21 protein-coding genes are annotated in these 20,163 nt (G+C 70.7%); 1 reads left to right on the forward strand and 20 read right to left on the reverse strand.

Annotated features, from left to right (window positions below; translation table 11 throughout):
- Positions 1 to 40: 40 nt before the first annotated feature.
- Entirely contained in the window at positions 41 to 919 is an 879-nt protein-coding gene (gene rpsB, locus ACZ5L9_RS00860; RefSeq protein WP_464532474.1) for a 30S ribosomal protein S2, read from the reverse strand.
- Positions 920 to 1,236: 317 nt separating this feature from the next.
- Between rpsB and ACZ5L9_RS00865 the strand changes: the two genes are divergently transcribed.
- Positions 1,237 to 1,881, forward strand: a complete 645-nt coding sequence (locus tag ACZ5L9_RS00865) for a M23 family metallopeptidase (protein WP_464532478.1) — start codon at positions 1,237 to 1,239, stop codon at positions 1,879 to 1,881.
- A 4-nt stretch (positions 1,882 to 1,885) separates the two neighbouring features.
- Here the strand turns inward: ACZ5L9_RS00865 and ACZ5L9_RS00870 are convergent, their stop codons facing one another.
- From ACZ5L9_RS00870 to ffh, 19 genes are all read right to left on the reverse strand, one after another.
- Positions 1,886 to 2,830, reverse strand: coding sequence for a tyrosine recombinase XerC (locus ACZ5L9_RS00870; protein WP_464532481.1), 945 nt, complete (start codon positions 2,828 to 2,830; stop codon positions 1,886 to 1,888).
- A 9-nt stretch (positions 2,831 to 2,839) separates the two neighbouring features.
- On the reverse strand, positions 2,840 to 3,994 hold the full coding sequence (gene dprA, locus ACZ5L9_RS00875; RefSeq protein ID WP_464532483.1) for a DNA-processing protein DprA: 1,155 nt from the start codon (positions 3,992 to 3,994) through the stop codon (positions 2,840 to 2,842).
- Positions 3,991 to 5,574 carry a YifB family Mg chelatase-like AAA ATPase gene (locus ACZ5L9_RS00880; RefSeq protein ID WP_464532486.1) on the reverse strand — a complete coding sequence of 528 codons (1,584 nt, stop codon included), beginning with the start codon at positions 5,572 to 5,574 and terminating at the stop codon, positions 3,991 to 3,993. Before ACZ5L9_RS00880 ends, dprA begins: the two co-directional genes overlap by 4 nt.
- Positions 5,574 to 5,942, reverse strand: a complete 369-nt coding sequence (locus ACZ5L9_RS00885) for a YraN family protein (protein ID WP_464532488.1) — start codon at positions 5,940 to 5,942, stop codon at positions 5,574 to 5,576. The genes ACZ5L9_RS00880 and ACZ5L9_RS00885 overlap by 1 nt, the downstream gene beginning before the upstream one ends.
- A gap of 138 nt (positions 5,943 to 6,080) precedes the next feature.
- Complete coding sequence (locus ACZ5L9_RS00890; protein WP_464532490.1) at positions 6,081 to 7,934, reverse strand: pilus assembly protein TadG-related protein; 1,854 nt, start codon at positions 7,932 to 7,934, stop codon at positions 6,081 to 6,083.
- Positions 7,934 to 8,413, reverse strand: a complete 480-nt coding sequence (locus ACZ5L9_RS00895; protein WP_464532492.1) for a TadE/TadG family type IV pilus assembly protein — start codon at positions 8,411 to 8,413, stop codon at positions 7,934 to 7,936. The genes ACZ5L9_RS00890 and ACZ5L9_RS00895 overlap by 1 nt, the downstream gene beginning before the upstream one ends.
- A gap of 117 nt (positions 8,414 to 8,530) precedes the next feature.
- Positions 8,531 to 8,839 carry a DUF2469 domain-containing protein gene (locus ACZ5L9_RS00900; protein WP_225286816.1) on the reverse strand — a complete coding sequence of 103 codons (309 nt, stop codon included), beginning with the start codon at positions 8,837 to 8,839 and terminating at the stop codon, positions 8,531 to 8,533.
- A complete protein-coding gene (locus ACZ5L9_RS00905; RefSeq protein ID WP_464532494.1) occupies positions 8,836 to 9,564 on the reverse strand; it encodes a ribonuclease HII in 729 nt (242 codons plus the stop codon). The genes ACZ5L9_RS00900 and ACZ5L9_RS00905 overlap by 4 nt, the downstream gene beginning before the upstream one ends.
- Positions 9,561 to 10,433: a signal peptidase I gene (gene lepB, locus ACZ5L9_RS00910; protein ID WP_464532496.1), complete on the reverse strand. Its 873-nt coding sequence runs from the start codon at positions 10,431 to 10,433 to the stop codon at positions 9,561 to 9,563. Before lepB ends, ACZ5L9_RS00905 begins: the two co-directional genes overlap by 4 nt.
- 108 nt (positions 10,434 to 10,541) lie before the next feature.
- Positions 10,542 to 10,895: a 50S ribosomal protein L19 gene (rplS, locus tag ACZ5L9_RS00915; protein ID WP_464532499.1), complete on the reverse strand. Its 354-nt coding sequence runs from the start codon at positions 10,893 to 10,895 to the stop codon at positions 10,542 to 10,544.
- A gap of 202 nt (positions 10,896 to 11,097) precedes the next feature.
- Positions 11,098 to 12,276, reverse strand: coding sequence for a tRNA (guanosine(37)-N1)-methyltransferase TrmD (gene trmD, locus ACZ5L9_RS00920; protein ID WP_464532503.1), 1,179 nt, complete (start codon positions 12,274 to 12,276; stop codon positions 11,098 to 11,100).
- On the reverse strand, positions 12,276 to 12,854 hold the full coding sequence (gene rimM / locus ACZ5L9_RS00925; protein WP_464532507.1) for a ribosome maturation factor RimM: 579 nt from the start codon (positions 12,852 to 12,854) through the stop codon (positions 12,276 to 12,278). The genes trmD and rimM overlap by 1 nt, the downstream gene beginning before the upstream one ends.
- 40 nt (positions 12,855 to 12,894) lie before the next feature.
- A complete protein-coding gene (locus ACZ5L9_RS00930) occupies positions 12,895 to 13,749 on the reverse strand; it encodes a CHAD domain-containing protein (protein WP_464532510.1) in 855 nt (284 codons plus the stop codon).
- 77 nt (positions 13,750 to 13,826) lie between these two features.
- Complete coding sequence (locus tag ACZ5L9_RS00935) at positions 13,827 to 14,069, reverse strand: RNA-binding protein (RefSeq protein ID WP_464532513.1); 243 nt, start codon at positions 14,067 to 14,069, stop codon at positions 13,827 to 13,829.
- A gap of 2 nt (positions 14,070 to 14,071) precedes the next feature.
- Complete coding sequence (gene rpsP / locus ACZ5L9_RS00940) at positions 14,072 to 14,542, reverse strand: 30S ribosomal protein S16 (protein WP_464532515.1); 471 nt, start codon at positions 14,540 to 14,542, stop codon at positions 14,072 to 14,074.
- A 163-nt stretch (positions 14,543 to 14,705) separates the two neighbouring features.
- The gene (locus tag ACZ5L9_RS00945; protein WP_464532517.1) at positions 14,706 to 15,761 is read right to left on the reverse strand and encodes an amidohydrolase family protein; all 1,056 of its coding nucleotides are present in this window, start codon (positions 15,759 to 15,761) and stop codon (positions 14,706 to 14,708) included.
- Positions 15,762 to 16,029: 268 nt separating this feature from the next.
- Complete coding sequence (locus ACZ5L9_RS00950) at positions 16,030 to 18,075, reverse strand: glycoside hydrolase family 3 protein (protein WP_464532520.1); 2,046 nt, start codon at positions 18,073 to 18,075, stop codon at positions 16,030 to 16,032.
- Positions 18,076 to 18,166: 91 nt separating this feature from the next.
- Positions 18,167 to 18,544 (reverse strand): hypothetical protein, encoded by a 378-nt coding sequence (locus ACZ5L9_RS00955; protein WP_464532523.1) that lies wholly within the window; start codon positions 18,542 to 18,544, stop codon positions 18,167 to 18,169.
- Between the two features lie 15 nt (positions 18,545 to 18,559).
- Positions 18,560 to 20,128, reverse strand: a complete 1,569-nt coding sequence (gene ffh, locus ACZ5L9_RS00960; protein ID WP_464532526.1) for a signal recognition particle protein — start codon at positions 20,126 to 20,128, stop codon at positions 18,560 to 18,562.
- Between the last annotated feature and the right edge of the window lie 35 nt (positions 20,129 to 20,163).

Genomic DNA, 20,163 nt, shown 5'->3' on the forward strand with positions numbered 1-20,163 from the left:
TGTCCTTAGTACGTGGTGTGTACGGGTGGGCAGGCGTGGATCAGGCCTCGGCCGGAGCCTCGGCAGCGGCCTCCGACGGAGCAGCCTCAGCGGCGGCCTCGGCCGGAGCAGCCTCAGCGGCGGTCTCGGCCGGAGCAGCCTCAGCGGCGGTCTCGGTGCCCTCGGCCGGGGCGAGGAGCTCCTGCTCCCACTCGGCGAGCGGCTCGGCGGCCTCGGCACCCTTGGCGCCGGAGCGGGCGACGAGGCCCTCGGCGACGGCGTCGGCGACGACGCGGGTCAGCAGGCTGACGGCGCGGATCGCGTCGTCGTTACCCGGGATCGGGAAGTCGACCTCGTCGGGGTCGCAGTTGGTGTCCAGGATGCCGACGACCGGGATCTTGAGCTTGCGAGCCTCCTCGATGGCGAGGTGCTCCTTCTTGGTGTCGACGACCCAGACGGCCGAGGGGGTACGCGTCATGTCGCGCAGACCGCCGAGGGTCTTCTCGAGCTTGTCCTTCTCGCGACGGAGCTGGAGGAGCTCCTTCTTGGTGCGGCCGGAGCCGGCGACGTCGTCGAAGTCGAGGAGCTCGAGCTCCTTGAGGCGGTTGATCCGCTGCGCGACGGTCTGGAAGTTGGTGAGCATGCCGCCGAGCCAACGCTGGTTGACGTAGGGCTGGCCGACGCGGGTCGCCTGCTCGGCGATCGCCTCCTGGGCCTGCTTCTTGGTGCCGACGAACAGGATGGTGCCGCCCTTGGCGACGGTCTCCTTGACGAAGGCGTACGAGCGGTCGATGTAGGCCAGCGACTGCTGCAGGTCGATGATGTAGATGCCGTTGCGCTCGGTCATGATGAAGCGCTTCATCTTCGGGTTCCAGCGACGGGTCTGGTGTCCGAAGTGGACGCCGCTCTCGAGGAGCTGGCGCATGGTCACGACTGCCATGATGTTCTTCCTTTTTTCCAGTTATTGGAGCCTGGTGTCCACGCGCGGCCCTACCCCGTCATCGGGGACCGGGGGCCGCGCCCGCGGGCGGCCGGAGCGAGAGCTCCGACGCGGTCTGCGGACACGCGAAGTCAGCCCAGGTAGGGCTGCTTCATCCAGCGTAGTCGCTCCGGCGGCGGCTGGGCCAATCGCTGTGGCATGGCTCGACGCGGTCGTTCCGGGCCGGTTTCTCTCCACAGGAGCGCTCTCCGGCACGGGTTTCCCCAGCCCGTACGGGGCGGGCTGCAGCCGGATGCGGTCCGGTCCAGGCTGGGCCCATGCAACGCATCGCGACCACCACCGGTGGGATCCGTCGCCCGGGCGCGCGCCTTCTCGTCGTCCTGGCGGTCGCGGCCCTGCTCCTGCTCCCAAGCGCGGCCTGGCCCGTGACCGTCGGCGGCGCCGGGGCGACGGTTCCGACCGGGGTGTGGCCGCTCTCGCCGACACCCGCCGTCGTGCGTGGCTTCGATCCGCCGTCCCGCGCGTGGGGCGCCGGCCATCGCGGGGTCGATCTGGCCGGCACGCTCGGTGAGCCGGTGCTGGCCGCGATGGGTGGGACGGTGACGTTCGCCGGCGCGCTCGCCGGACGTGGTGTGGTCGTGATCGACCACGGCGAGACCCGGACGACGTACGAGCCGGTCACCGCCTCCGTCCCGGTGGGTGCTGTGGTCGCGGCCGGTGCCGTGATCGGGACGCTCACCGCGACCTCATCGCACTGCGCCCCGGCGGTCTGCCTGCACTGGGGCTGGATCCGCAACGTGGATGACGTCTACCTGGACCCGTTGGGCATGCTCGGGCTGGGGGCTCCGGTGCGGCTGCTGCCCTTGTGGCGCTCGGCGCCGGTGGCTCGTCCCGTGTCACCGTCGTGGAGCGTCCTGCCGTACGGGTCCTGGCTGCCGCTGATCGCCCGGTTGCTCGGGTAGGGCGTCAGGCGCGGGGATGCGCCTGCTGGTAGGCGCGGCGCAGTCGGTCGGTGCTGACGTGGGTGTAGAGCTGCGTCGTGGCCAGGGAGGCGTGGCCGAGCAGCTCCTGCACCGAGCGCAGGTCCGCTCCGCCCTCGAGGAGATGCGTCGCCGCGGTGTGCCGCAGACCGTGCGGCGCGAGATCGGGTGCGCCCGGGACCGCGGCTGCGCTCTTGTGCACGAGCGTGCGCACCGCGCGCTGATCCATCCGCCCACCGCGAGCCCCGAGGAAAAGGGCCGGGCCCGACCCTGCACGCACGATCTGCGGGCGTCCCGCCGCGAGCCAGCGGTCGAGCGCGTCGGCGGCGGGCCGGCCGAACGGCACGGTCCGCTCCTTGCGGCCCTTGCCGAGGACGCGCACGACGTTGCGCTGCCGATCGACGTCGTCGACGTCGAGGCCGACGAGCTCGCCGACGCGGATGCCGGTGGCGTAGAGCAGCTCGAGAAGCGCAACGTCTCGCAGCCCGAGCGGCCCCTGGTCCTCGGCGGCCGCCTCGACCGTCGCCGTCAGGAGCGCCTCGGCCTCGTCGGCACGGAGCACGGCGGGGAGGGTGCGATGTGCCTTGGGCGAGCGCAGGGCGGCGCCGGCGTCGGTCTCGGCGCGGCCCGTACGGGCGAGCCAGGCGGTGAAGACCCGCGCCGCTGTCGCTCGGCGGGCGATCGTGGTGCGGCTGCGTCCCATGGTCTGCTGCTTGGCCAGCCAGCTGCGCAGGGTGCGCAGGTCGATCCGGTCGACGTCGGTGACCTGGAGTCGGGTGGCGTGGTCGAGGAGTCCCTCGATGTCGCCGAGGTAGGCGCGCACGGAGTGGGGGGTGAGGTCGCGCTCGGCGACGAGATGGCGCTCGTAGTCGGCCAGCACGCGGGCGTACGCCTCCGGCAGCGCCTGCTCGTCGCTCACCTCATCCGTCACACCCCGATCTTAGGAAGCCATCCCCCTGCTGCCTCGGAGGGCGACGGGGGTGAGTCGCCAGCCGTCTCCGGCCAGCACCACCAGGCCACGGCTCTGCATCACCCGCAGGGCGGCCTCCACGGCGATGATGCTGATCCCGCAGGAGAGCGCGATGACGTCGATCGGCGCGCTCGCGCCCCCGGGCATCGCATCGAGGACCTGCTGCTCACGCAGGGTGATCTCGTCGCGGGGCAGGCTGGGTGCGGGCTCGTCGTTGACGAGGTACTCCCCCATCGCTCCCACCATCTCGAGGACCTCCTCGCCGCAGGTGACCACCGTCGCCTCCCCGGAGCGGAGCAGCCGGTGCACGCCCTCGGAGGCGCCGCTGGTCACCGGCCCGGGCACGCCCATGAGCGGACGACTGAGCCGGGTGGTCCAGGTCGCGGTGTTCCGAGCGCCGCTGCGCCGGCTGGCCTCGACGATCACGGTGCCGAGCGCGGCGCCGGCGATCAGCCGGTTGCGGCTGAGGAAGCGCAACCGAGTGGGCGAGGCGCCGGGCGCCTGCTCGGAGACGATCGCCCCGTCTCGGGCGAGGATCTCGAAGAGTCGGCGGTGACTGGGCGGGTAGATCCGGTCGGCTCCGCAGGCCACCATGCACATCGTCGGCGTGCCACTGGCGAGTGCGCCTCGGTGTGCGGCGATGTCGATGCCGTAGGCGCCACCGGAGACGACGGTGAACCCCGCGCGTCCCACGTGGGCGGCGATGTCCGAGGCGACCTCGGCGCCGTACGTGGTCGCGGCGCGTGCGCCGACGATGGCGACCGACTTCGCCAGGCTGTCGAGGGAGAGCGGGCCGCGGACCCACAGGCCGACCGGCGCGCCGGTGCGCTCGTAGAGCGGCGCGACCTCGTCGAGCGGATCCAGCTGCCGGGGCCACTCGTCGTCGCCGGGGACGACGTAGCGCATCCCCCGGCGCTGTCCGGTCTCGAGCTGTTGGACGGGGTCGATCCCGGCGAGTCGGGCCGCGACGTCCACCTGCGGGAGGTTGTGCTCGCCGGTGCGCAGCATCTCCACGAGGCGCACGCCGCCGAGCTGCGCGGTCAGGCCGACGATGCGGAAGTCACCCGGCTCGAAGATCTGACTGAGGGCGAGCCGTGCGACCCGCTCCGCGTCCGGGGCCCTCATCCGGCCCGCTCCGCGACGATCGCGGTGGGCAGCGGGTGGCCCTGGCGCAGGGCCAGCGCGACGCGGGCCTCGTCGTCCCCCGGGATCGGCACACCGCCCAGGTCGGCGATCGTCCAGGCGAGCCGATGCACCTTGACCGCCCCGCGCCGGGACAGCCGACCCTGCCCGATCTCAGCGTCGACGAGGGCCTGCGCCTCGCGCGTCATCGGCCATCGCTCGCGCAGCGCGGCGCTGGGTGCCTGGCCGTTGAGCCGCCAGTCGACCTCGGCGTAGCGGTGCGCCTGCCGTGCCCGGGCCCGGGTGACGCGCTCGCGGATCACCGTGCTGCTCTCCTGCTGCGTTAGGGGGTCGTAGGTGAAGAGGGCGGCTCGGAGGTGGCGGACCACGTCGATCCGGTCGGCGATCGGGCCTCGCATGCGCAGCTCGTAGTCGCGCCGCTGCACGGGCGTGCAGGTGCAGTCGGCGCGCTTCCCACCGATGCTGTTGCCGCAGGCACACGGGTTGGCGGCGAGGACCACCATGCTGCGGGCAGGCATCGTCACCGCCTCCTCTCCACGCGCGACGGTGATGTCGCCGTTCTCGAGTGGCTCACGGAGCGCCTCGATGACATCGGTGCGGAAGAACGGGAACTCGTCCATGAAGAGCACACCGCCGTGGGCGAGGCTGATCAGTCCGGGGCGCACCCGGCCGCTACCGCCGCCGACCACGGAGGCCTTGCTGGCGTCGTGGTGGGGTGCGGAGAAGGGAGGTCGGACCGCCATGCCGAGCGCCGGATCGAGCGCACCCGCGAGCGAGCGGATCGCTGTCAGCTCGACCGACTCGGAGGTCGTCAGGTCGGGCATGATGCTTGGGATCCGCTCCGCGATCGAGGTCTTCCCGCAGCCCTTGGGTCCGTCCAGGAGCATGTGATGCCCACCGGCGGCCGCTACCTCGACGGCGTACTTGGCGTCCTCCAGACCGACCAGGTCCGCCATGTCCACCTCCTCGAGCCGCTCGGCTCCTCGCCAGGCGAGGAAGCGGCCACCCGAGAGGGGCGGGACGGGAGGGGCCTCGGGCATCTCGGCGTCGGTGAGAGCGGCGACCACCTGCGTCAGCGAGCGCAGCCCGAGGACGGTCATGCCGGGCACCATCGAGGCCTCGCGAGCTTGCGGCTCGGGGACGAAGACGCAGCGGATGCCGCGCTTGGAGGCGGCGAGAACCATCGGCAGGACGCCGTGCACCGAGCGCAGCCCGCCGTCGAGGGCGAGCTCGCCGATGAAGGCGGTCGCCTCCAGGGTCCGGGGGTCGATCTCGCCGGTGGCCGCGAGGATCGCGACCGCGATGGCCAGGTCGAAGTGGGCACCCGACTTGGGCAGGTCGGCCGGGGCCAGCAGCACTGTCACGCGCTTGGTGGTGCCCGGCCAGGTGAGCTGCGAGTTCTCGATCGCCATCCGGACCCGGTCGCGGCCCTCGTTGAGCGCCGAGTCGACCCGGCCGACCAACGTGGTGCCGATCTGGCCCGGCGAGACGTCGGCCTGGACGTCGACGAGATGCCCGACAGCCCCGCTCAGAGCGAGGCAGCGGGCGGTGGCGACCGCCATCAGCACAGTCCTCGCACGTGCTCGACGCGGGCGGCGCCGCGTCGTGGGCGATGCACGGCGACCAGATCGATGCGGGTCGCCGGCGGCAGCACGCCGTGCTCGTGGATCCACTCGGCGGCCAGCTGCTTGAGGCGACCGAGCTTGGCCGGTGTGATCGCCTCGTGCGGCGTGCCGCAGGCGTCGTCGTAGCGGGTCTTCACCTCGCAGATCACCAGCGTGGTGCCGTCACGCAGGACGAGATCGACCTCGCCGGCCGCGCCGCGCCAGTTGCGGTCGAGGACCACCATTCCCTGCTCGCGGAGGTGACGCTCGGCCACGTCCTCGCCGTAGCGTCCCATCGCCTGCCTGCTCGCCGCCGTCGTCGTCATGCCTGCCTCCGTCCGAGATCGGAGACCCAGCATCGATCGACGGGCCGCACCTGCGCGACGGGCGGGTCGGGCCCTGTGGAGGAGTGGCCCTATCGGTCTTCCTGTGGATGGCAGGCGGCCTGTTTCGTACCGGTCTCGTCAGCCGATCAGCTGGCCGTTGGCGCACGTCGGTCGCGGGACGGCGTAGACGTCCGCCCCGCCGAGCGTCAGACCGAGCAGCTGGGCCAGTGGCGTGACCAGCCCCGACATGAGGCTGCTCACGAGCGGGTTGACGACGCTGGAGGTGAGCGTCGTCGTCACGTTGTTGAGGATCGACGCGAGTTGGGTGGCGTCGAGTGTCACGGTCGTCAGCCCGATCGGGATGCCCAGCAGGTTGAGCAACGGCACCTTGGCCGTCACGACCAAGGAGTCGGTGTTGGCACTCGTGGTGAGCGACGCCGCACCGAGACCGCCATTGCCGGTGCTCTTCGCGGTGCCGTACGACGTCGGATCGTTCGGGATGCGGAAGCTCATCGGCGTGGTAGAGCCGTTGGGCCCGAGGCTCGCGCCGACCGTCACGCTGCCGCTGACGTCGATCTCGACGATGTTGCCGAGCAAGCCTCCAAGCAGACCGCCGAGGAGACCACCGGCCGAGATGCTCCCGCTGACATTGATCTTCTGCGAGACGGCGACGGTCGCGGTGTCGGCGTGGACACTGACGTCGATGCCCTCGGGGTTCGCTGAGGTACCGGCGCCACAGACGATCTTCGTCAGGGTCCCCGTCGCCGAGGCGAGATGGATCGCCACACTCGTCGGCGCCGAGGCGGTGAGACTCAGCCCGCTCAGGGCGGACGGGGTGGCGATGCTGGCCAGATTGCCGACGATGCTCACGTCGGCCTGACTCGTCTGGGCGACGGTTGTGTTGACGTGTCCGCAGGCCATCTGGAGGCCCTCGATCAGCTTCACCGTCGAGGTCAGGCTCGTGCCGGTCAGCCCCAGGCTGGTGGCCAGCGCGGGGACGCTCAGAAGGTTCGTGCCGTTCGCCAGGAACAGTGATCCGCCGATGAGGTCGAGCGCGCTGATGGTGGCCGCCGCAGCCGATGCACCGCCGCCGGCGATCGCCACGAGGCTACCCAGACTGACGGTGCCGAGCGCGCCCACCTTGGCCGCGATCGCGTTGAGTACCGCGGCGTCGGCGGCGTCACCGTTGCGGCTGAGGATGGCTGCCTCGGCCAGCGCGAGGTTCGCGATGCTCACGGCGGTCGTCGCCAGCTGCTCGACGGATCCGACACCGAGCTGGGTGGCGAGCTCCGCGAGCCCGATGTTGGCGCCGGCGAGGCCCTGGTATCCGGCCGCGGTGATGCCCAGACCGCTGCCACCGACCGTGTTGTTGAGCAGCGGCGTCAAGAGCGCCGAGTTGCTCGAGTTGAGCCGGGCTGCGAACGACCCGACCTTGAGGCATGCACTGGGCACCGCACTCGCGACCGACGAGCGGCACGCGCCGCCCGAGCTGATTCCTCCGCCAGGCAGTGCCTTCGCGAGCCCGAAGTCGACCGTGGCGGAAGCGGTCACCAGCACCGCGTTCGCGACGTGCCCGGACGTCGCCGGATTCTGGAAGTAGGTCGAGTCGTACGGGGAGCCGCCACAGCCTCGAGCCTGGTTCGACGGCAGGCTCCCGGGCACGTACCCCTGGAAGACGTGGATGCTCTGGTCATGGCCCACGGCACCGCTGTTGCGGCGGGCATCCGCCGTTGCGGCGGCGTCCGTCACCGGTTGGTTCGCGGGGTCATTGGCGGCGAGCGCAGAGGCCATGTCGAGAGCGACCGTGTCGGCGAGAGCCTGCATGTCGCTGCGAGCGACCCGCTGCATGCCGATGTCGACCGCGAGGGCGCCGAGCGGGATGACGACGAAGCAGGTGATCAGCGCCATCACCAGCGCGGCCGCGCCACGCTCCTGCCAGCGGCGCCTATCGCGGAGCCGGTCGCGGAGCCGGCGATGCAGCGCCGCGAGCATCAGCTCACCTGGACCACGGAGGTGAAGGACAGGTTCGACGGGAGGGTGAAGCCGAAGCCCGGCACCGTCGGGAGCAGCGAGTTGTCCCGGTACGGATAGCTGACCGTGACCGAGACGCAGGTGTGGCCGGAGGCGCACGAGGCCGACTTGGTGATGGTGCAGGTCAGGCTGCCCGCGCCGCAGGCCAGCCGGGTGCCGCGGTTGACGTACTGCTGCACGTCGCTGCTGATGGCCGCGGCCGCGGCCGTGCCGGGTGCGCAGCCGGCGACGTTCCAGGAGGCGGCCGGCGTGCTGCTGCACCCGGTCGTGGAGGCGCCCACCGCGGCGCGCGCGCCCTCGGCAGCCGCCTGGGAGAGCGCCTGGCGGAAGCTGAACATGTACGCGTACGCGATGATCCCGAACACCAGCACGAGCAGGATCGGGAGGATCAGCGCGAACTCGACGGCAGCGGCACCACGCTCCGCGCGCACCTTCGCCATCGCTCGCTCCTCGCCCCCTGAGCCCTGAGCGCAGCGCGCTCGTCTGGACCGATGGTAAATCGCAGCGAGCAGGTGCGGCACCGGAATGCGTGCCGCACGACTAGTCCTTTCGGGCTATCAATCCTTCGGCAGGTCCAGCTCCGAGGGGCTGAGCTCCTCGACGTTGACGTCCTTGAAGGTCAGCACCTTGACGTTCTTCGCGAAGCGGGCGGGCCGGTACATGTCCCACACCCACGCGTCGCTCATCGAGACCTCGAAGAAGACGTCGCCCTGCTCGGTGCGCGCCTTCACGTCCACCTGGTTGCACAGGTAGAAGCGCCGGTCGGTCTCGACGACGTACTTGAAGATGCCGACCACATCGCGGTACTCCCGGTAGAGGGTCAGCTCCATCTCTGTCTCGTACCGCTCGAGGTCCTCCGCGCTCATGAGGCCGATCCTAGGGTCTCCCCCACAGCCACGCCGAGGCCGGGGAGGCTCCACGAGCGACGGTGGTGGACGGAGGGGCCGTGAGCGGCGAGCGCGGCGATGTGGGCCGGCGCCGAATAGCCCTTGTTCTCCGCCCACAGGTACGCCGGGAACTCCTCGTGCAGCTCCGTCATCATCGCGTCGCGGGTCGTCTTCGCGAGGATCGATGCGGCCGCGACGCCGGCGCACTTCATGTCGGCCTTGATCATCGTGGTCACCGGCGGCACCCGTACGCCGCTCGTGCGCAGCGCGGTGATCTCCTCGGGACCGCCGAAGAGGGCGTCCTGCTCGGGTTCGCTGAGGTAGTCGTGGTTGCCGTCGAGCAACAGCGCGTGCGGCACCACGTCCAGCGCGGCCAGGGCGCGATGTCCGGCCAGGCGCATCGCCGCCATGATCCCGTAGGCATCGATCTCGGCCGGGCTCGCGTGGCCCACGGCGTGCGAGATCGCCCAGCGCCGCACCTTGGGAGCGAGCCGCTCGCGCATCTCGGGCGAGAGCAGCTTCGAGTCACGTACCCCCTGCGGCGCCGTCCTGGTGGACAGCGAGATCACCACCATGCCGATGCTGACCGGGCCGGAGAGCGCACCGCGTCCGACCTCGTCGGCGCAGGCGAGCAGCACGGGTCCCTCACCCTGCATCGACTTGAGCAGGGTGCGCTCGTGCCGGAGGCTGGGGGCCACGCTCACGGCGCCGGAACGTCCTCGAAGTCCGCCGGGCGGTGGATGATGTGCGCCCGGCCCATCGGCCAGACCAGCGAGACCACCTTGCCGACGACGTCGTCGACCGGCACCCACGGCGAGTCCGAGCAGTCGGTCTCCGCGGTGGTGCACAGGTGATAGCTGGAGTCTGCCGAGTTGTTGCGGTTGTCGCCCATCACGAAGAGGTAGCCGGCGGGCACGGGGCCGGCCGACCAGTGCTTCACGTTGGGCATGGGGCCGTAGCAGGTGCCCGGGTCGGAGGTGCCACAGGCGTGGTCCGCGGGACGTGCGTACGAGGACTCGTCGAGCGCGTGGCCGTTGACGGTGATCTGGCCCGACTTGTTGACCGCGATCGTGTCGCCTGCGACGCCGATCACCCGCTTCACCAGGTGACCGCCGGTCGGGACGAGGCCGACGCGCGAGAGCAGCTTGGAGACCACGCCACTGGCTTGGGTGTCCTCCTCGCCGGTCAGCCAGCCGCCCGGGTCGGAGAAGACCACGATGTCGCCGCGCTGCGGCGTGCCGCCGCCCCAGTACGACGGCTTCTCGACCAGCACCCGGTCGTCGACCGAGACGCCCTGGCCGCCCTGCAGCCCCGGCTCCATCGACGCTGAGGGGATGTAGAAGGCCTGGACGAAGAACGACTTGATCACGATCGCGATGACCACCGCGAGCACGAGCAGGAGGATCGACTCCTGCCACACCGGCAGCCCGCGACCCTTGCGTCCGCTGTGCTTGCCGCCCTGGCCGCCGCCCCCGCCGCCGTCCCCGGCGTCGTCCTCGGGAGAAGCAGAAGACCGCGACCCCTCCGGTTCCTCATCGAGGAAGATGGAGAGATCGCGGTCTTCGGAAGTCACGCGCAGAGCCTAGAGGCTCCTCGGTGAAGATCGAGCCTTACGGCACCGATCACGCCTCGGCTTTGTCCGATCGGGCGTCGCTTCGCTCCGCCGATCAGACGCCGAGGATCACGCCTCGCGGCGCTCCTTGATCTTCGCCTTCTTACCGCGCAGGTTGCGCAGGTAGTAGAGCTTGGCGCGACGGACGTCACCGCGGCTGACGACCTCGATCTGCTCGAAGATCGGGGAGTGCAGCGGGAAGGTTCGCTCGACGCCGACGGAGAAGGAGACCTTGCGAACGGTGAAGGTACGGCCGATGCCCGAACCCTGCAGACCGATCACGACGCCCTGGAAGACCTGGACACGGGAGCGGCTGCCCTCGATGACCTTGACGTGGACCTTGACGGTGTCGCCGGCCTTGAAGTCGGGCAGGTCCGTGCGCTTGTTGGCGTTGCCGAGGTCGGCAATCAGGTGGTTGCTCATGGTTGCTCCTCACGGATGCCACAGGTCGGCCGCGGGTGTTCGGATCTTCAGATAGGAATGGTCCGCGTCGCGTGGCCGGCGGCGTCAGGCTCCCCCTGTGGCAGAAGCCCGTCGCAGATCCTCCGCGCGTGTTCTCCGGAGCGATCCTTCGGCCGACGTAGACCGAGAGTCGAGTCTGCCACAGGCGCCTCACCAGCGGAAATCAGTCGCCGCGGCGGACCTTCTTGGTCATCACCACCGCGTGCGGCGGCGGGTCGATGTCCGGGCGCAGCCGGTAGCCCGCCTTCTTGTACAGCCGCTGGTTGCGCACGGCGTGCGCGCCGGTGAAGAGCCAGTACGCCGTCGCCGATGCCGGGGCCACCCGCTCGATGTGCTCGAGCAGCACCCGGCCCAGACCGCGTCCCTGCAGGTCGGGCGCGACGCAGAGGCGGCCGACGTCCCACCACTCCCCCGTGCCGCCGGGCCCGGGACCGAGCCGGCCACGGACCGAGCCGACCAATCGCCCGCCGCTGCGCACCACGTAGGTGTCCCACGCCGTGACGTTCTCCAGGACCGTCTCGTACGACTCATGCAGGGCAGGGATGTCGAGCGACCCCTCCTCGATCGCGACCTCGGTCCAGCACGCCCGCATCAGCGTCAGCAGCTCGCCGGCGTCGGCACGCGAGGCCCGCTCGATCGTCCACTCGGTGGCCGCGCTGCTGGCGTGCAGGAGGTCCGGTCGGCGGGCGGCCGTGCGCTCGAGCTGCTGCTGGTGGCGCCAGGCGGCGACCTTGCCGTGGTCGCCGGACAGGAGCACCGCCGGGACCTCGTGGCCGCGCCACTCCTGGGGCTTGGTGTAGACGGGGTACTCCAGCAGCCCGTCCTCGTGCGACTCCTCGAGCAGCGACTCGGCGTTGCCCATGAAGCCCGGCAGCAGCCGCACCACGGCCTCGGTGATCGCCAGCGCCGCGACCTCGCCCCCGTTGAGGACGTAGTCGCCGAGGCTGATCTCGCGGACCTCGGCCCGGGTGCGGGCGTGGTCGATCACCCGCTGGTCGATGCCCTCGTAGCGACCGACCAGGAACATCAGCCGCGCACGGCCGGACAGCTCGCGTGCGAGCGCCTGGGTGAACGGTTCACCGCTCGGGGTCGTCACGATCACCGTCGTGGCCTCGTCGAGGCCGAGCTCGTCGAAGGCCTCGCCGTACGGCCCGGGCTTCATCACCATTCCGGCGCCACCGCCGTACGGAGTGTCGTCGACCGTCCGGTGCTTGTCCCTCGCCCAGTTCCGCAGGTCGTGTACCTGGATGTCGAGCAGCCCGGACGCGATCGCCTTGCCCGGCAGCGAGAGCTGCAGCGGCGCGAGGTAGTCCGGGAAGATCGTGAGGTAGTCGAGCCGCATCAGTCGGCGCTGTCCCGGGGCTCGTCGTCCAGCACCGACGGGTCGAGCAGGCCGGGGCGGTCGGCCACGACCACCTTGCGGGCATCCAGGTCGACCTCCGTCACAAGTGCGCTGACGAACGGCACGAGCACGTCACGGCGGGTCGGGGTCTTGATCTGCAGCAGGTCCTGGGCGCCGCCGTGCAGCAGCCCGGTGACCTCGCCCCGCAGCGCGCCCTCGGTGTCGAACACCTGGAGCCCGATCAGCTGGTGGTCGTAGAACTCGTCCGGGTCCTCGGGACTCTCGTCGGCGGCGATGTCGGCGTAGAGCAGCACGCCGCGGACGGTCTCGGCGGCGTTGCGGTCCGGGACCTCCTCGAAGAGGACGTGCAGCACGCCCTGGTGCCATCGGGTGCCCTCGATGGTCAGGGCGTCGAGCGTGAGGGCGGAGCCCTTCGGCGGGACGGCGCGCAGCTTCGCACCGTCGGCGAAGCGCCGCTCGGGCTCGTCGGTACGGACGTCGATGGTGACGTGACCGCGGATGCCGTGAGGCTTGCCGATGCGACCGATCAGGACTTCGATGGACTCCACGCGGGCCATTGTTCCGCAGCGGCTGCGGGTCGGCCCATTCCGGTCGACCTCAGCGCAGCAGGGTGCGGGCCTGGTGGCGACGCTCGGCTGCCTGCTCGCGGGCCTGGGCATAGAGCAGACCGAGGACGAACGCGCACTCGGCGTCGTCGATCGTGTCCGCGAGCCGGCGGATCGTCCCCTGCGCCACGACCGCATCCTGGAAGTCGCCGAGCACCTCCTGCATCCCCTTGTAGTGGGCGCGCTGGTCCTCGCCGCGGCTGAGCGGTCGCAGCACCTCGGCGGCGTAGCGGGCCCGCTTGGAGGCCTTGCGGGCGCGGTGCAGCTCCTCGTCGTCGGTGCCGTCGACCGCCGCGGCCAGACGCTTCTCCGCCTTCTTGGCGGCGGCCTTCGCGGCCTTGCGCACCTCACGGTGGCGGGCCTTGGTCGAGTCGGCCGTCACGACGGGCGGCCGCACCCGCCAGGCCTCGAGCTGGGTGCGGATGGCCCGGTAGCGCTCGGTGGTCAGCATCTCCTCGACGCGCCTGGCCGCGATCCGCTCCTCGCCGAGGAGGGTCTGCTCGATCAGGGTGGCCACCCGCAGGACGCTCTCATCCGAGACGTCCTCGGGCGGCAGCACGGCCAGCACGGCCACGAAGCGGGAGCGTTGCACCTGTCGGTCGCGGACCTCGCCGAGCACCCCGGCGAGCCATCGCAGCTCGGTGTCGACCGCCTCGTTCTCCTCGTCGCTGAGGGTCAGCAGGTCGCCGAAGACGCGCAGCGAGCTGCGCACCCGGCGCAGCGCGACGCGGGTCTGGTGGATGGCCCGCTCCTCGGGGACCTCGTCGAGGTGCTCGGTGGCGGCCCCGACCTGCTCGATCAGGTAGGCAGCCAGCGGCTGCTCGTGCGCATCCACCTGATCATCCATGCCCCCAGGGAAGCAGAACGGGCGTCACCCCACCAGGGGTGACGCCCGTTCAGGCAGTGCTCGTGCTGGCCCGACGGTCAGCGGCGACGATCGACATCCACGAAGTCGACGCGCGCCCCGGCCTTGCCGGCAAGTGCGCTGACGACGGTACGGAAGGCGGTCGCCGTGCGGCCGTTGCGGCCGATCACCTTGCCGAGGTCCTCCGGGTTGACCCGGACCTCGAGGATCGAACCACGTCGCATCTGCTTGTCGCGGACGACGACGTCGTCGGGGTGGTCGACGACACCTCGTACGAGGTGCTCGAGCGCCTCAGCGAGCATGCTCAGGCCTCGGCCTCAGCGTCGGCAGCAGCCTCGGCGGGAGCCTCGGTCGCGGTCTCCTCGGCCGGAGCCTCCTCGACCTTCTCAGCCTTCTTGGCCTTCTTCGAGATGGCCTCGACGGCCGGAGCCGCGTGCGCCTCGGCGAGGGCCTTGTTGAAGACCTCGAGCTTGTCCGGCTTCGGGGCGGCGTGACGCAGGGTGCCCTCGGCGCCCGGAAGGCCCTTGAACTTCTGCCAGTCGCCGGTCACCTTGAGGATCGCCTCGACGGCCTCGGACGGCTGGGCGCCGACGGAGAGCCAGTGCTGCGCACGGTCGGACACGACCGAGATGAAGGAGGGCTCCTCCTTCGGGCGGTAGACGCCGATCTCCTCGATGACGCGACCGTCGCGCTTGGTGCGCGAGTCGACGACGACGATGCGGTACTGCGGGACCCGGATCTTGCCCAGGCGCTTCAGACGAATCTTGACGGCCACGGTTGTGGTGTCTCCTTGAAAATCGTGAATGGGTGAGGCGCCGTCGCCAGGTGGGGAACACCGGTCTCGGATCCTCGATGAAACCTGACGCGCCGGGTGAGAGGGTCCCGAGCGCACAGGACTCAGCGGGCAAGTCTGCCAGACCTCGCGGGCGTACGCCGAATCAGGCCGTACTCCCGGCCACGACCGTGCCGCGCAGGACGACCGCGGCCGGACGCTCCAGAGTCTCGAGGTCGGTACGGGGGTCGGCGTCGTAGACGACGAAGTCCGCCGAGGCGCCCTCCTCGATGCCGGCGAAGCCGAGCCACGAGCGGGCCTCCCACGAGGCCGCGGCGAGTGCGTACTCGGCCGGCAGGCCCATCGCGGCCATCGCCCGGATCTCGCCGGCCAGGTTGCCGTGGCGCCGCTCGCCGCCGCCGTCGGAGCCGGCGTACATCGGCACCCCGGCCTCGTACGCGGTCATGATCGTCTCGCGCCGTCGCGCGTAGAGCTCGGTCATCGTCGAGGCGTATGCGGGGAACTTGCCGCCCGCCTGGTCGGCGAAGATCGGGAACTTCTCGGTCTGCATCACGGTCGGAACGATCGCGATCGATTTCTCCGCTACCAGCCCGATGAGGTCGGGGGTGAGACCGGTAGCGTGCTCGATGCAGTCGATGCCGTGCTCGATCAGGCCGGGCAGCACGTCGGCGCCGAAGCAGTGCGCCGTCACCTTGGCTCCGTGATTGTGGGCGACCTTGATCGCCTCGGCGAAGTCGTCGACCGAGAACGAGGGGCACAGATCTCCCTCCTCGCGCGAGATCCAGTCGCCGACCAGCTTCACCCAGCCGTCGCCCCGCTCGGCCTCACGGGCGACCGCCTCGGCGAGCCCGGCCGGCTCGACCTCGTCGGCGTAGCCCCGCATGTAGCGGCGGGTACGGGCGATGTGGCGGCCCATCCGGACCAGCCGCGGCATGTCGTCGCGCTGCTGGATCCAGGTGGTGTCGATCGGCGAGCCGCAGTCACGGATCAGCAGCGCGCCGGCGTCGCGGTCCTCGAGGGCCGTCTCCTCCGTCTCCTCGACGCTGATCGCCCCGTCCTCCCCCAGCCCGAGGTGACAGTGCGCGTCGACCAGCCCCGGCACGATCCACCCCCGCGCGCCGAGCTCGGCGCCGGCCTGGGGCTCGAAGGTGATCCGCCCGTCGACGACGTAGACGTCGCGGACGTCTCCGTCGGGAAGCACCGGCCCGTGAAACCTCATCACCGTCACCCCAGCAACCTAGGCGAGCGAGCAAGGACATGCGAGCGCAACGGCACCCCTGGAACGACACACGCGCGGGCCGGCCGACAGACGGTCGCGCCGAGGGGCTCGCTCGCCAGACGACGCACGTCGTGACCACGACGCAAGCCATCGTCTGGCGTGTCCCCTCGGCGTACCGGCTGGCGGACGCACCGCGCCCGGGCCGAGACGAGCGCACCGTCGCAGAGACAGCGCGCCCGCCTGGGCTCCGTTACCGAGTCGTCAACCCGAACCCGTACGGATAGAGCGGGTCGTAGTGCTTGTCTCCGACGTTGATCGGCTCCTGGGCGAGCGTCTTCGGCCAGGTGACCGGCAGCTTGCCGGTGTAGCGGTGCAGGCCGAAGAGGTCGTCGGCCACGCCGATCCCCTCACTGCCCGGCAGCCAGCCGGCGACGAGCGCGTCGGTCATCGACAGCACGTCCGGCGGGATGATCAACGGACGCCCGGAGATCACCACGACGGTGCAGGTCGCGGCGGCGGCGCAGACCGTCTTGATCGCCTGGGTGTCGGCGGTCGAGAGGGTCATGGTCTGCGGCTGGCGCAGCACACCGTTGTCGGCGGGGTCGAAGCCCCACTGCGGGCCCCCGACATCGCCGAAGCCCTCGGCGTACGGCGTCTCGCCGACCACGACGATGCCGTCCGCACCGGCCGGGACCGGGGTGGAGGCGTCGGCGCTGTAGGTCACTGCGCTGGTGCCCGCGTCGGACTTGATCCCGTCCAGGATGGTGGTGCCCGGGACGACGTTGGTGGAGCCGCCCTGCCAGGTCAGCGTCCAGCCGCCGGCCTGGTTGCCCATGCTGTTGGCGTTGCTGCCGGCCACGTACACCGGGTGGGCACCCGGCTTGATCGGCAGCGTGCGGGCGCTGTTCTTGAGCAGGACCTGCGACTCGGCCGCCGCCGTTCGCGCGACCGCGTGGTGCGCCGCGTTGCCGACGGTGCTGAGGTTGGTGCGGTCGGTGTAGGGGTGCTCGAAGAGCCCGAGCTCGAACTTCACCCTCAGGATGCGGGAGACCGCGTCGTTGATCCGGTGCATCGACACGGTGCCGGAGGTGACCAGGGAGGTCAGCGCGGCCTCGAACTCGGGTGCACCGGTGGTGCTGCCGGAGTAGGGCTCCATGAACATGTCGATACCCGCGTTGACGCCCGCGGCGACCTGGTCGCTGTAGGTCCCGGGCAGCTGGCGGATCGCCTGCCAGTCGGAGACGACCAGGCCCTTGAACCGCTGCTGCTGCTTGAGCCAGCCGGTGATGAGCTGCTTGTTCGCCGACATCTTGACCGGGTTACCGAGCCCGTCGTTGGTGTAGTCGACGCTGGAGAAGGACGGCATCACGGACTGGACACCGTGGCGATGGATCGCGTCGACGTACGGCGCCAGGGCGAGCTTCGCGAAGTCGGCCTTGGAGACCTGGTCCACGCCCTGGTCGATCGGGTACGCACCCGTGCCGGCCTTGGAGGCGTCGTAGGTGGTCAACCCGTCGCCGGCGAAGTGCTTGGCCGTGGCCAGCACCCGGTCGTTGTGCGACAGATCGCCGATCTTGTGGCCCTGGAATCCGTCGATCGCGGTCTCCATCGACTCCACCAGCTTGGGCGACTCGCCGAAGGACTCGTACGTCCGTCCCCAACGGTCGTCCCGGGCCACGCACAGGCAGGGCGCGAACGCCCACTGCGGGCCCGAGGCGCGGGTCTCCATCGCGGTGATGTGCTCGACCTTCTCGACCAGCTGCGGGTCACGGGTCGCGCCGAGGCCGATGTTGTGCGGGAAGACGGTGGACCCGCCGATGTTGCCGTCACCGTGCACCGCGTCGATGCCGTACAGGATCGGGATCGCGAGGCGGGTGCTCATCGCCGCCTTCTGGAAGGTGTCGACCATGTCGGCGAACGCGGTCGGCGTGTTCGGCGTGGGGACCGAGCCGCCGCCCGACAGGACGCTGCCGAGGTTCCAGGTGGCGACCTTGGTGGGATCGCTGAGATCCAGGCGCTCGGCCTGGGTCATCTGGCCGATCTTCTCGGCCAGCGTCATCCGCGAGAGCAGGTCGGCGACCCGCTTCGCGACGGGGAGCCGGGGGTTCTTGTAGGCCGGCCTGCTGGATCCGTGGTGACCGTGATGATGCTTGCGCGCGTCGGCGTGATGGGCTTGGTGGTGGCCATGGCCGGACGGCTGAGCCGCCGCGGGTCCCGCGGCGAAGAGGCCCAGGGCGAGGACGCCGGCGGCTGTTGCCGCTGTCGCCTTCCTGGACAGGGGGATGCGAGGTAACACGGGTGTCTCCTTTGCCCGAGAAAAAGGAAGAACGCGTTCACCCGCCAACGTAGGGACGTGACGTGGATCACGTCAATGCCCGCCCGGGACCTCAGAGCTGGTCGATCAGCCGACCCGGGCTCAGCGTCGTCGCGACGGCAGCGACGTTGGCCTGCAGCGCCCGATCCGCCGTGGCGACCGTGACCCGCTGGCCTCTCGCCGCGGCTGCTCGGGCCTCGGCGACGATCGTGGAGTCGCCGTCCTTGGCCGCGTGCACGACCCGGAGACCACGCGACCGGACGGCCGGCACGCCCTTCTTCGCCTCGCCCTCGAGGACGAGCACGATCGTGTCGTACGCGAGGTCCGCTGCGCAGATCTCGTCGTAGAGCCGGATCGCGGCACCGGCGCGGTCCTTCCACCAGCCGTCGGGGCGGGCGCCCACGACGTTGGCGGCGTCGACGATCAGGACGCTGGATGACGGATTCGCCATCGCGGTGGCTTCGGGTTACTTGAGGAACTTGGAGAAGTCGCCCGGGAGGTTGAGCTGGGCGGCCGCGGACTCGTAGTCGATCTCCTCGGCACCCGGCTGGGCGAACGGGTTCGGCTTCGGCTTGGCGGCCTCGGCGGCAGCGGCCGCCTTCGCCTCCTGCGCGGCCTTGGCCGGGTTGCCGGACTTGCGGGCACCCTTGCCCTTCTTGGCCTGCGGCGCCTGCTTCGCACCGGAGCGCTTGCCGAAGCCGGCGCCCGGCATCCCGGGCATGCCCGGCATCCCGCCGCCGTTGGCGAGCTGCTGCATCATCTTGCGGGCCTCGGTGAACCGATCGACGAGCTGGTTGACATCGGAGACCTGGCGGCCCGAGCCCTTCGCGATGCGGGCGCGGCGGGAGCCGTCGATGATCTTCGGGTTGGCCCGCTCGGCCGGGGTCATCGACTGGATGATCGCCTGGATCCGGTCGATCTCGCGGTCGTCGAAGTTCGCGAGCTGGTCGCGGAACTGGCCCATGCCAGGCAGCATCCCCATCAGCTTCGACATCGAGCCGAGCTTGCGGATCTGCTGCATCTGCTTGAGGAAGTCGTCGAGGGTGAAGTCGCCACCGGCGAGCTTCTCCGCCGCACGGGCCGACTCCTCGGCGTCGAACGCCTTCTCGGCCTGCTCGATGAGCGTCATGACGTCGCCCATGTCGAGGATGCGCGAGGCCATCCGGTCGGGGTGGAACAGGTCGAAGTCCGTCATCTTCTCGCCGTTGGAGGCGAAGATGACCGGCTTGCCGGTGAGGCTGACGATGGAGAGCGCCGCGCCACCGCGGGCGTCGCCGTCGAGCTTGGTCAGGACGACGCCGTCGTACCCGACGCCGTCGAGGAAGGCCTGAGCAGTGCTGACCGCGTCCTGGCCGATCATCGCGTCGACGACGAAGAGGACCTCGTCGGGGTTGACCGCGTCGCGGATGTCCGCGGCCTGCTGCATCAGCTCCTGGTCGATGCCGAGGCGGCCGGCGGTGTCGACGATGACGACGTCGTGCAGCTTGCGCTTGGCCTCCTCGATGGAGTCCTGGGCGACCTGGACCGGGTTGCCGGTGCCGTTCCCCGGCTCAGGGGCGTAGACCGGAACGCCGACGCGCTCGCCGTTGACCTGGAGCTGGTTGACGGCGTTGGGGCGCTGGAGGTCGCAGGCGACGAGCAGCGGGGACTTGCCCTGCTCCTTGAGCCAGAGGGCGAGCTTGGCCGCGAGCGTGGTCTTGCCGGCGCCCTGGAGGCCGGCCAGCATGATCACGGTCGGGCCGGACTTCGCGTACCGCAGGCGGCGGGTCTCGCCGCCGAGGATCGCGACGAGCTCCTCGTTGACGATCTTGACGACCTGCTGGGCCGGGTTGAGTGCCTGGCTCACCTCGGCGCCGCGGGCGCGGTCCTTGACCTTGGCGACGAACTCGCGCACCACCGGCAGCGCGACGTCGGCCTCGAGCAGCGCGATCCGGATCTCGCGCGCCGTGGCGTCGATGTCGGCCTCGCTCAGCCGGCCCTTCCCCCGCAGGTTCTTGAAGGTGTCGGCGAGCCGGTCGGAGAGGGTGGCGAACATCAGGTCCTTCTCAAGCAGGTGGATCGTCGGGCGCA

It is taken from the genome of Nocardioides sp. JCM 18998 (assembly GCF_055391535.1).